At 61.5% G+C, this 11,223-nt stretch carries 13 protein-coding genes; 8 read left to right on the top strand and 5 right to left on the bottom strand.

The features are described from left to right. Positions 1 to 58: 58 nt before the first annotated feature. Both LZ518_RS06730 and LZ518_RS06725 read left to right on the top strand, forming a co-directional pair. On the top strand, positions 59 to 370 hold the full coding sequence (locus LZ518_RS06730) for a GNAT family N-acetyltransferase (RefSeq protein ID WP_249915237.1): 312 nt from the start codon (positions 59 to 61) through the stop codon (positions 368 to 370). A gap of 97 nt (positions 371 to 467) precedes the next feature. Beyond that, the gene (locus LZ518_RS06725; RefSeq protein WP_249915236.1) at positions 468 to 869 is read left to right on the top strand and encodes a low affinity iron permease family protein; all 402 of its coding nucleotides are present in this window, start codon (positions 468 to 470) and stop codon (positions 867 to 869) included. Positions 870 to 1,005: 136 nt separating this feature from the next. Here LZ518_RS06725 and LZ518_RS06720 read toward each other — a convergent pair whose 3' ends face one another. Beyond that, complete coding sequence (locus LZ518_RS06720) at positions 1,006 to 1,752, bottom strand: hypothetical protein (RefSeq protein ID WP_249915235.1); 747 nt, start codon at positions 1,750 to 1,752, stop codon at positions 1,006 to 1,008. Between the two features lie 120 nt (positions 1,753 to 1,872). Between LZ518_RS06720 and LZ518_RS06715 the strand changes: the two genes are divergently transcribed. Then, positions 1,873 to 2,622, top strand: coding sequence for a class I SAM-dependent methyltransferase (locus tag LZ518_RS06715; RefSeq protein WP_249915234.1), 750 nt, complete (start codon positions 1,873 to 1,875; stop codon positions 2,620 to 2,622). 51 nt (positions 2,623 to 2,673) lie between these two features. Beyond that, the gene (locus tag LZ518_RS06710; RefSeq protein WP_249915233.1) at positions 2,674 to 3,942 is read left to right on the top strand and encodes a dicarboxylate/amino acid:cation symporter; all 1,269 of its coding nucleotides are present in this window, start codon (positions 2,674 to 2,676) and stop codon (positions 3,940 to 3,942) included. Positions 3,943 to 4,130: 188 nt separating this feature from the next. On the opposite strand, the gene LZ518_RS06705 is transcribed toward LZ518_RS06710, so the two are convergent. Together LZ518_RS06705 and LZ518_RS06700 are read right to left on the bottom strand one after the other, a co-directional pair. Beyond that, the gene (locus tag LZ518_RS06705) at positions 4,131 to 4,886 is read right to left on the bottom strand and encodes a LytR/AlgR family response regulator transcription factor (protein ID WP_249915232.1); all 756 of its coding nucleotides are present in this window, start codon (positions 4,884 to 4,886) and stop codon (positions 4,131 to 4,133) included. Continuing rightward, positions 4,879 to 6,090 carry a sensor histidine kinase gene (locus tag LZ518_RS06700; RefSeq protein WP_249915231.1) on the bottom strand — a complete coding sequence of 404 codons (1,212 nt, stop codon included), beginning with the start codon at positions 6,088 to 6,090 and terminating at the stop codon, positions 4,879 to 4,881. Before LZ518_RS06700 ends, LZ518_RS06705 begins: the two co-directional genes overlap by 8 nt. A 160-nt stretch (positions 6,091 to 6,250) precedes the next feature. Between LZ518_RS06700 and LZ518_RS06695 the strand changes: the two genes are divergently transcribed. Further along, the gene (locus LZ518_RS06695; RefSeq protein WP_249915230.1) at positions 6,251 to 6,490 is read left to right on the top strand and encodes a hypothetical protein; all 240 of its coding nucleotides are present in this window, start codon (positions 6,251 to 6,253) and stop codon (positions 6,488 to 6,490) included. A gap of 199 nt (positions 6,491 to 6,689) precedes the next feature. Continuing rightward, a complete protein-coding gene (locus LZ518_RS06690; protein ID WP_249915229.1) occupies positions 6,690 to 7,241 on the top strand; it encodes a hypothetical protein in 552 nt (183 codons plus the stop codon). Here LZ518_RS06690 and LZ518_RS06685 read toward each other — a convergent pair. Both LZ518_RS06685 and LZ518_RS06680 read right to left on the bottom strand, forming a co-directional pair. Next, a complete protein-coding gene (locus LZ518_RS06685; RefSeq protein ID WP_249915228.1) occupies positions 7,238 to 7,720 on the bottom strand; it encodes an HAD family hydrolase in 483 nt (160 codons plus the stop codon). The genes LZ518_RS06690 and LZ518_RS06685 overlap by 4 nt on opposite strands. A gap of 24 nt (positions 7,721 to 7,744) precedes the next feature. Then, complete coding sequence (locus LZ518_RS06680) at positions 7,745 to 9,133, bottom strand: UDP-N-acetylmuramate--L-alanine ligase (protein WP_249915227.1); 1,389 nt, start codon at positions 9,131 to 9,133, stop codon at positions 7,745 to 7,747. A 31-nt stretch (positions 9,134 to 9,164) separates the two neighbouring features. Between LZ518_RS06680 and LZ518_RS06675 the strand changes: the two genes are divergently transcribed. Both LZ518_RS06675 and LZ518_RS06670 read left to right on the top strand, forming a co-directional pair. Continuing rightward, positions 9,165 to 10,001 (top strand): LD-carboxypeptidase, encoded by an 837-nt coding sequence (locus tag LZ518_RS06675; protein WP_348538671.1) that lies wholly within the window; start codon positions 9,165 to 9,167, stop codon positions 9,999 to 10,001. Positions 10,002 to 10,224: 223 nt separating this feature from the next. Beyond that, positions 10,225 to 11,217, top strand: a complete 993-nt coding sequence (locus LZ518_RS06670) for a fatty acid desaturase (protein WP_249915226.1) — start codon at positions 10,225 to 10,227, stop codon at positions 11,215 to 11,217. The last annotated feature ends 6 nt before the right edge of the window (positions 11,218 to 11,223 follow it).

The following is an 11,223-nucleotide window of genomic DNA, read 5'->3' as shown; positions in this document are numbered from 1 at the left end:
TCTAGGCGGTTAGTAGACGTGGGTGGTGCAGTCATCGCAGCGTGACTAAGCAGTGACGGTGAATTCGGCGCCAATCATCAATGACAATGCTGCACGACACCGTTTCGAGATCGACCTCGGCAACGGGGAGTTCGCTTATGCCGAGTATGACCTGCCGCCGGGGGCAATTCGTTTCTATCATACCCTCGTTCCGGCAAGTCACGGCGGCCAGGGGCTAGGGACCGCCCTTATCAAAGCCGGACTTTCCGCGGCCCGGAATCGCGGACTCAAGGTCATTCCGACCTGCCCTTTCTTCCGCGACTATCTGAAGAAACATGTCGATGAGCAGGACATTGTCGATCCCGCTCATCTCTACCTGCTGTTGGATTAGGGGGCATTTTCTTACCGAAAGGCTCTCTTTTCCCTAAACAAAGTTGGACTTTGCGGCCGGGCCAGGTCCCGCCGTGTATTGGCGAAAGGGCAGGCGGATGATGGACTGGTTTGAAGGTGCGGCGTCAAATGTGGCTACCGCGGCAGGCCGGCCAAGGGCCTTTCTGCTGGCAGTGCTGATCATCATTATATGGGCTACCAGCGGGCCGGTGTTTCACTGGTCCGATACCTGGCAGTTGGTGATCAACACCGGGACGACGATCGTCACCTTCCTGATGGTGTTCCTCATTCAGAACGCACAGAACCGCGATGGAGCGGCGATCCAGGCCAAGCTCGACGAGCTGATCCGTGCTGTTGGGCATGCGCGCAACGAGTTTATCGGCATCGAACATCTGACGGAGCTTGAGCTCGACCATATTCGTGAAGAGCTCGAGGCGTCGGCAGGGGATGAACCGACCCGCCATGCCGCGGTCGTCCGACTGATCCAGCGAACGCGTTAGAGAAAAGAGGCAGCGGGCCGGCCAGCCCGCCGCCTCAGGTCCCGCCGGGAACGATCGGTCGGCAGGATCATGACCTGCCAACGCATCTGGTCCCTCTTGGATGCGCGCCCCGGCCCGAAAGCTGCGCGGCTAGTCGCTATACGCCTGGCAGACGAGCAGCGATCGCGGCCCAATCGGCGCCACTCCAGAACACGGCAAGCGGGATAGCGATCGATATCAGCAGCATCGAAAAGCCGAGCTTGGTCGCCGGGTGGACATGGCCGAGGCTGCGGCGATCCCACAGGAACAGCGGCACAAACAGGAGCAGGCCAAGCAGGAAAACGATCGTAAATCCAACGATGGTCGGCGGCGCGATCGGCAGGCGGCCGATCGATGGTCCGGCGACGACCAGGATTGCCGCGCTCAACATCGATCGCTTGTGCCACTGCGAGGTCCGACGATGCGTCCAGCCGTTCCAGATCATCACTGCGTAGGGAATAATCACCGCCAGCGGGACGATGGTCCAGGTCAGCGGATCGGTGAATGGCGGCTGGTTGGCTCGCGCGACCTGCCACACCGCGACCATGTACATCACGGGAACAAGCGCGACGGCCAACACCATGCTGGCCTTGCCCAGCTTCATATGGATGTCGCGCCGGCCGGCGGCGACCAGCTGGGTTTGGACGACGAAGGCCAGCATCCACAATGTGAACAAACCGCCATGGACCAATACCGAAGGCGGCAGCGTCGGATTTGGCCTTGGATACTGCGGGACTACATCCCTCAGGTAGAAGCTTGGCGCGAAGCCGAGGAATACCAGCGCCACCAAGAACAATGCCATTCGACAGTAGAATCTGCGTTCCGCCAATGCCCGGTCGGCGGGACGGTCTGCGATAGTCGCCATAGCTGCGCCTCCACTTGTGAACCGCCGCCCTACCATTCGTCGAAAGGCCCGGGCAATCCACTGGCGGAGACGAGGTTACATCGATAAGTCATGCAGCCGAAACGAACGACGGAGGCGAGCATGCGGGCGATGATATTGGCGATACTATTGGCAGGCGCGGTTCCGATGGCGGCTTACGCCGTTCCCGCGGACGTGAAGGCAAGCGTTGCCGCGACAGCAGCCCGAAGCCCCGAAAACGTCAAGCTGGATGAATCGCGCAAGCCTGCCGAAGTGTTGAAGTTTCTTGGCCTGCAGCAAGGGATGTGGGTGGCCGATCCCTTCGGCAGCAACCTTTATTGGGCGGAGATCACCGCGCCCGCGGTAGGGCCCAAGGGACGCGTGACGATTTGGGAGCCAAAGCAATTCTACGACCAGAAGGGCTACGACCGGTTGACCGCTTATGCGGCAAAGCAGCCGAACGTATTCATGCGCGTCAGCCCGATGGAGACGCCGGACCTGCCCGGAAAATACGACTTCATGTTGATCAACCTCGACTATCACGACGTCTATTGGGAGAGCGCCAAATATGGGATCGTGAAGATGGATCCCGACCAATGGCTGAAGGTCATTTATGACTCGATGAAGCCGGGCGCCGTGGTCGGGGTCATCGACCATGTCGCCAACCCGGGCGACACTCGCGACACTGTCCAGAAACTCCATCGGATCGACCCGAACACCGTCAAGGCTGACTTTAAGAAGGCCGGTTTCGTCCTGGAGGCGGAGAGCAAGATCCTGCGCAATCCGGGCGACGATCACAGCCTGTTGGTGTTTGACCCCAAAATCCGCGGCAAGACCGACCGCTTCATCTTCAAGTTCCGCAAGCCGCGATAGGCGCGGCCCGCGGAGCTTGTGTCTGGCGCGTGCGTCGCGCATCGTGACTTTATGAGCGTATCTCTATCAGACAAGAAGGCGCGCCGGGCGACCTGGCTCGTGCTGAGCGCACTGCTCGGCGGTTTGTTGCTCGGCGTATTGTCGAACAGGGCAGGAACCATCCGGGAGCCCTTGATTACCATTGCCTCGACCGTCGGCGGGCTGTGGCTCGATGGCCTGAAGATGACGGTGATCCCACTGATCATCGCGCTGCTGGTCACCGGTGTGGTGTCGGGCGCAGACCAGGCCAAGGCAGGCCGCATTGCCGCCCGATCGGTGATCTGGTTCGTGATCGTGCTAACGCTCTCTGCCGCGTTCGGAACGCTGTTGATGCCGGTGTTGCTGGAAGCGTTTCCGCTGCCGGCCAGTTCGGCCGAAGCGCTTCGGGCCGGACTGGCGAGCGTCGACAGCACCGCGACCGCAGCCTCCGTGCCGAGCGTCCAGGATTGGCTGAGAAGCCTGATACCGACCAACGTCTTTGCGGCGGCGGCGGAAGACAAGGTGCTCGCGCTGGTGGTGTTTACGTCGATATTCGCCTTCGCGGTGACGCAGATCGACAAATGGGGACGGCAATCGATCGCCGTGTTCTTCAAGGCGATTCAGGATGCGATGCTTGTAGTGGTTGGCTGGGTACTGTGGCTTGCGCCGATCGGCGTGTTCGGCCTGGCCTTCGCGGTCGGTGCGGGTGCTGGAGGCGCGGCGTTCGGGGCGGTGCTGCACTATGTCGTGCTGGTGTCGCTGGTTGGCGTCTTGGTGACGCTGGCCGCCTATGTGGTCGCCGTGGGCTTCGCCAAATGGAAGCTGTCCGATTTCGCGCGCGCGATGATACCGCCGCAAGCGGTAGCGATTTCGACCCAATCGAGCCTGGCTTCGCTCCCGGCCATGCTGGAGGCTTCAACGAGCCTGCGTGTGCCGGCGCGCAATGCCGACGTCAGCCTACCGCTCGCCGTGGCGCTGTTCCGGGCGACCGGTCCGGCCATGAATGTCTCGGTGGCGATCTACGTCGCTTACATGATGGGCGTCGAGCTGCATGCCGGAAACTTGATTGCCGGTTTCGCGGTCGCCGCGGTCGCCAGCTATTGGGCGGTAAGCCTCCCGGGAGCGCTGTCGTTCGTTACTTCGATCGCTCCGATTGCATTGGCGATGGGAGTGCCGATCGAGCCGCTGGCCCTGTTGATCGCGGTCGAGGTTCTGCCCGACATTACGCGCACCCTCGGCAATGTGACCTGGGACGTTGCAGTGACGGGCGCCGCCTCCGGCGGCGAGCGTGCCGAGAACTAATCCCGCCGTTCGTCGGCGGTAGGATGTCGTTCGTCCATTGGGCACCTTGTCGGTCGAGCGGATCGGAAGTCCGGTCGAGCGGCGGGTGCAAAGGCGTAAACATTGCGCTTCAAGGTGAGGGCGACGCGGAGGGGGAAGACCCCTGACATCCCGACCTCCTTCGCGCCGCAACTTCCCCGCGAAGCAGCCTAGCGTCCAGCGATGGCCCGAACCTGGTCGGCGTAAAGCCGGCCAACCGGCTGCTCATTCCCGTCCGCTAGCCGGGCAATCCACCGCCCAGACGCATTGCGGGTAAATCCCGAAATGAAGTCGCGCCGCACGATCGCCGAGCGATGGAGCCGGACGAACAGCTCCGGATTGAGGCCCTCTTCGAGAGCGCTCATCGAATGATGGATGAGCCAGCTGCGCTTGGCGACATGAAGCCGCATATAGTCGCGTTCCGCCGTCACCCTGTCGATGTCCCGGGACGCAATCCGGACCAGACCCGACAGGTCCGAAGCCCAGAATTCCTCAAGCCACGGTGACGCCGGTGCCGGGGCCTTTTCAGCCGGCGTTTCCGCTCGCGTGCGAAGATAGGCGCGTGCACGTTCGATGGAACGGGTCAGCCTCTCGGCGTCGACCGGCTTCATCAGATAGTCGATTGCCGCGACGTCGAATGCCGCAACGGCGAATTGGTCGAACGCGGTAATGAAGACGACTGCTGGAGATTCGCCCTGGCCCGACAGCGCGCGAGCAACTTCGATGCCATCAAGGCCTGGCATGGCGATATCGAGCAGGACCAGGTCCGGCAGCAGCGCTTCGGCCATCCGTACGGCGCTTTCGCCGTCGTGCGCGGTGCCCACGAGATGGACGTCGGCCACCCGGGCCAAAAGCATCTGCAGGCGCTCGGCCGCTAGCGGCTCGTCGTCGGCGATAAGTATCTTCAGATCGTTACCGTCAGTCATCTTCGTCGACCGGCATGGCGAGCGACACTTCGTAGCCACCCGGGATCGGGCCATAGCGAACATCGGCCCTGGTGCCAAAATGCGCCTGCAGCCGTTGCGAAACATTGGCCAGCCCCAGGCCGGTACCCTCATGCGTCGGCGACGGCGGCTTCTTTGATTTGGCGCCGATGGAACGGTTGGTCACGTCGAGCTGCATTCGGCTTCCGTCAAGTTGGCGGGCGCGGATCGACAGCTCGACCCGCGCGGTGCTCGACGAAACACCATATTTGATCGCATTTTCAACCAATGGTTGAAGGATCAGCGCCGGAACGCGCGCCTCCATCAGGTCTTCGGGGATGTCGATGTTGACGTCCAGCCGGTCTGGGAAGCGGACCTGCTCAATGTCGAGGTAAAGCCGTTGGAGGGCGATTTCCTCGGCGAGGCTGACGTCGACCGATGGATCCATCGAAAGGCTGGTCCGGAAGAATGTCGAAAGCGCCATCAGCATTTCTTCGGCACGATCGGAACGACCGGACATGACCAGCGACGACAGGCTGTTGAGGGTGTTAAAAAGAAAGTGCGGATTCACTTGGTAGCGAAGGGCACGGACCTGGGCAGCGTGGGCCGCGGTCTCGGCCTCGGCGAGCCGGCGCTCGGTGATGCGGGTGCGATGCTGCTGGGTCATGGCGATGAAGAAGGCGCACCAGGCAGCCAGCAGGAAGTACCAGGTGACTGTCCCGTCCGCGATCAGGCGAGGCATTTTCGAAGCGATAATGTCCTCGACGGGCGGTAGATTGACCTCCAGCTCGTCGCCGCCCTGCTTGATGATCCGGACATTCTGGCCGCGCTGGACGATCGCAATGCCTTCCTGCGTGGTAATCTTCGACTGCTCGTTCATCTGATCCGACCAGGTCGCCATCTTCAAGCTGGCGGCGGACATGATCACGGCTGCGGGCAAGGCGGCCGCCGCGGCCACGATCGCCATCCGCCGGATACTGCCTTCTCGCGCGAACAGCCGGATCGTGACGTAAATCAGAAAGGTCAGGATCAGGCCAAGGGCGGCGTTGATCCCACGATACCCGATCGCCGACATTGCTTCCGGGCCCAGCAGCCCGCGAAGAAGTACGGTGACGAGATAGAACGCCCAAAAGCCGATGATCGACTGGGTAGCCAATCTCCAGTCGGCAAAGCGCCCTAATGGCGAAAATGGTGAAGCTGCGGACATTTGCGAGTTTCATTAGGGACTTTGGCCTGAAAACAACAATTGCACGCTTGTCCGTTGGCAGACGAGCCGGGCCTATCGGTCGAACAAATTGGCTTGTGCGACGGGAACGCCACGGGACGGCGCTCGTTTTGGAGGTGTAACCGAATAGGGAATCGTTGTGATGGAAGGCCGCAAGGTGGACAAGAAGAAGGACGGCGACCTGCCGGCGCCGACACTTTCTGGTGCGCCGGATCGAGCATTAGAGCTCAAGGTCAAGAAGCATCCCGACGACGATGATGCCAAGGTTGATCTTGGCAGTGACGAATCAATGGATGCGTCGGATCCCATTTCGACGACCCAGCCCGGATCGTCCGAACCGGCGCCGTCTTCCGGCTTCCCCGAGAAAAATTCTGGGGATTAATTTCACATAGCGCTGAAATCCTTGAATATCGTGTTCTGAAAAACACAGCTTTCATAAAGATGAAGCGGTGGTGAGGATTTCATGTTGCGGGCAGGACTCCCCTTTGATTCAATGTGAACGGGGGGTGGGATTTTGGTTAAGAGATTGGCAACCCAATCGGCCGCATGATCCTACCTGAGGTTTAGTGGAGTCGGGGATCATGGCGACCAGAACTAGCCAGCCTGCCGGTGGCGCGCTGCTGATTTCGGAGATGAAGGAATTCGCTTCCTTCCCGAAAGCGACGCAGCGCTACATTCGCCGCTCGCTGGATGTCGCCTACGGCCGTTCCGACCCGATCGAGACTTGGGCCCGCGACGAGATCGAAGCCGCCGCAATCGCCGCCCAGGCCCGCTTCTACAAGCAGATCGATCATCTGCGGGTGCAGATCCCGGATGACAGCGGTCTCGACATGATCGAACCGTTCCTGGGCATGTTGGTGACGCTCGCCGCGTTCGACCTCGGTCAGGACCGCATCCAGAATTTCGCGGCCTTCCGGTTCCTCTACGAACGGCTGATGGGCGCGAATGTCCGGCCGTGGCTGCCCGCCGCTTTCTGTGCCGCCGCCGCCTTGCCGCACCTTCACCCGGATCGTCGGCGGGTGCTGCTGCAGTCGATCAGTGAAAGCGCGGCCACTGCGCCCGGCTGGTCAACCCGGGAGCCGGTGTTCTGGCCCGAGTGGGTCGAGAAGGTCGACCAGGCCGCAGCCGCCTAAACATTCAGCTTTATTGTCGGGTAATATTCAGCGAGCTGCTTGAGGCTGCTGCGCGCATCCTTGTGATGCACGAACACGCCTCCGGCCGCCTCCCATTTGTCGCGGTGGTCCGAGCGGTCGTCGACCAGCACGTCGGCGCCCTTCATGTGACGGTATTTATCGCGGGCCATGCAAGTGATGATGCGGGTACCCGGGAAGTGCAATTCGGCCCAGCGGACCTTTTGCGGCGCCGCCCAGTTTCCGAGCGGCAATCCAGTCAGAATGATCGGATCGAGGTGCGCGACCGCATCGAACAGCATTCGTGCATCGGCCATCAGCGGCAGTCGAAAGTAAAAATCCTTGGTCCGGGCAACTTCCCGCCAAAACCCACGCTTGCCATGGCGCTCCTCAAATGCGGCCGGCGGCATGCCGAGCATTTTGACCGACCCCGTTTCGAAGTCTGCGAGGACGCCGTCGCAATCGAGGAACAGTTGCCGCATGGACGTTGAATGAGGCGACGGCACTCAGGTTCCGAGCCGCTCAACCAGCTCGCGTGCGAATTCGCTCAAACTGTCGTCGCGCGCGCCGAGGATGGCGATGCGGTCACCGGGCAGCGCTTCGGCCAGTAGCTTCTTGCCGATTTCGGTACGTTCGGGGACGTGCTCGACATCCCCGCCTGCGTTCCGAATCGCTTCGGCCAGCCATTCCGAACCCCGCGAGCGATCCACCGTGCCGCCTTGGTAGACCGGATCAGGCAGGAACAGCCGGTCGCCGTCACGCATGCCACTGGCGAAAGTTTGCGCCAATTCCTCGCCCATCTTGGCGATCGGCCCGTATCCATGCGGCTGGAACATCATCAGCAGTCGACCGGGTTGCGCGGTCAGCGTCGCCAGCGTTGCCGCGATCTTGTCCGGATTATGAGCGAAGTCGTCGATAACCGTGACCCCGCCGGCAGTTCCCACTGTTTCAAGCCGGCGCTTCAGGCCTGCGAACCGGGCGAGAGCCGGCGCCGCTTCGGCCAGCGAAATGCCGAGCGCATGGATTGCGCCAAGCGCCGCCAGGGCATTCATCGCATTGTGGCGGCCCGGCACGTGGAGGTCGATTTCCTGGCGCTCGCCACCAAAGTCGGCGGTGAAACGAACGCCGTCGGGGGACAGCTCCAGATTGCGTCCGACCAACGTCGCACCGGGGCTGTCGAAACCGTAACTGATCAATTTGTCGGTTGGCATCGTTTCGGCGAGCGCGCGGGTCTCGGGGTCGTCGAGGTTAAGCACGGCCTTGTCCGAGCGATTGAGAAATCCAGCGAAAAGCGCCCGAAGCTCGTCCATCGTCATATGGTCGAGACTGATGTTCGTCAGCACCGCCACGGTCGGATGATAGAGCGCGATCGAGCCATCGCTTTCGTCGACTTCGCTAACGAACATTTCCGGATCGCCAACCAGCGCGGAAGAAAAAGGCGCGCTCGGCGACACGAAATTCTTCATTACCGCGCCATTCATGACCGTCGGTTGGCGATGGAGCGCATGCAATATCCATCCGATCATCCCGGTGACAGTCGACTTGCCGCTGGTGCCCCCGACCGCGACGCTTTTGTGCGCGGCATTTAGCAATTTCGCGAGCAGCTGTGGGCGCGTCAGGTGCTGAAGCCCGAGTTCGCGCGCCCGAACCACGTCGGGGATCGTCTCTTCGACCGCGGCCGAAGTGACGAGAGTCATGCCGTCTGCCAGGCCGGACCCGTCCTGCGGTGCCAGCGCAATCCCCAGTGACTTGAGATAGTCGAACTTGTTGGCCAGGCGGCCGGCATCGAGCGAACGATCGGAACCGGCAACGCGTGCTCCGCCGGCGCGAACGATGGCAGCGAGCGGAAGCATGCCGCTGCCGCCGATTCCGCAGAAGAAAAATTGCTCCGTCATTGCGCGCGGCCCTATGCGGTCGCGCAGCCATGTGCAATTCATCGCACCGATGAAGATTGCCGTGGTTGCGCCAAGCTGCACGTTAAAGCCGGAAGCGGCCGAGGCTGTGGTTGCCATCGCCGCGGCACGTGACGACTGCGAGTTGGTCATTCATCCCCAATGCTTCCTGTCAGATGGGCATTTTGCGGGGCCTGACAACGCTAGGCTGGCTGCGCTGCGCGAAGTGATGGCGGATGAAGGTTACGACGCCGTCTGGTTCGCGCGCGGCGGATACGGTTCCAATCGGATTGCAGAATCAGCCGTCGAAGATTTGCCCGCGGCTGCACGCGCAAAAACCTATCTCGGCTATTCGGACTCCGGTTTCCTGCTGGCGGCATTCGACAAGGCCGGACTCGATGTCGCTCATGGCCCGATGGTACAGGATGTCGTCCGGCCGGGCGGCGAAGCGGCAATTCACCGCGCGCTGGACTGGCTGGTCCGGCGCGAGCCGGCGGCGCTGGAACCAGGGTTGCAGCCAGGGCGCCGCGCGATGGCGTTCAACCTGACCGTATTGTCGAACCTGCTCGGTACGTCGCTTGAGCCCGACTTCGACGGTGTCGAATTGCTGATCGAAGATGTCGCCGAACATGAATATCGAATCGACCGGACCATGTTTCACGTCACTGGAAGCCCGGCGATCCGCCGGCTTGGCTCTTTGAGAATGGGACGGATGAGCGAAATTCCAGACAATGATCCGGTGTTCGGCAATGACGCCGAATCCATCGTCCGGGACTGGTGCGAACGGTCGGGAATCGCGTTCGGAGGCCGGGCTGATATCGGCCACGATGCCGCCAATCGGGTCGTGCCTTTCAATATTCGGTCTGGTTGACCAATTTGACTGGGCATGAGAATTTTAGCAGATATCTGCCATTTTTACGCCTTTGGTGCGACGATTTCGCGTCGCTTCGTGCGACAAGGTTCCGCAAGTTCATTTGTTGGTCAAATATGCCAGAAACAGGTGGAAAGCGGACAATTGGGTGGAAGGCGGTCATTGCGTGACGTCGACCGGTGTTCAGCCTATGTTGAAGCTCATTAGAAGAGGACCTAGCCCGATGGTCGCGGAGACTGCGCCCAACGCGGCGTTCACACAGAGCGGTACGCCGATCCCGCACCGGGTGCGGGCGAAACAGATTCTCGCCACACACCCAGAGGTGCGCGAGCTGTTCGAGCGCGACCAGTGGTCGGCACTGTGGACTGTGCTGCTGGTTGCGTTGCAGGTCGCCATTGGCATCGGGCTGGCCGTGTTCGACGCGCCGTGGTGGGCGATCGTTATCGCGGCCTATGTGTTCGGCGCCTTCGCCAATCATGCACTCTTCGTGCTGATCCACGACTACACCCACAACGTGGTGTTCAAGACCGCGAATGCCAATCGGCTGGGCTCGATCTTCGCCAACATCGCTATCGTCTTCCCGGCGGCGATTGGCTTTCGCAACTTTCACATGCTGCACCACAAGTGTCTCGGTATCCCCGGCCTCGACGCCGACGTGCCGACGCCCAACGAGGCGCGCTGGGTGGGCAACAGCTGGTGGCGCAAGACGTGCTGGCTCATCATGTTCTGGGCGGTGCAGGGCCTCCTGCGGCCGACCACGGTGAAGGCGGTCCGCACCGTCGACCGTTGGGTCATATTCAACGCCGTCGCGATGGCCGCGGCGATGGTGCCGATCGTCTGGTTCTTCGGTTGGTGGCCGGTAGCCTATCTCTTCATTTCGACGCTGTTCTCGCTCGGCGTGCATCCGGTGGGCGCGCGCTGGATCCAGGAACATTATGTTTTCAAAGAAGGGCAGGAGACCAATTCTTATTACGGTCCGTTGAACAAACTGTCGTTCAACATGGGCTATCACAACGAACACCACGACTTCCCCCAGGTGCCGTGGTCGCGCCTCCCGGCGGTGCGCGCCGCTGCGCCGGAGTTCTACGATCACCTCTATCACCACCGGTCATGGACCAGGTTGCTGTTCCATGTCCTTTTCAGCCGCAAGTTCCAGCTGCACAACCGCATCGTACGGCCGATGCCCGAGAGCATGACCAAGGTGGCCGCGGCATAGGGCTTC

The sequence above is a fragment of the Sphingomonas brevis genome (assembly GCF_023516505.1).
In the GTDB taxonomy this organism is placed as follows: Bacteria; Pseudomonadota; Alphaproteobacteria; order Sphingomonadales; family Sphingomonadaceae; genus Sphingomicrobium; species Sphingomicrobium breve.
The sequence above is the reverse complement of the archived record's forward strand: the minus strand, read 5'-3'. Positions and strand labels throughout refer to the sequence as shown.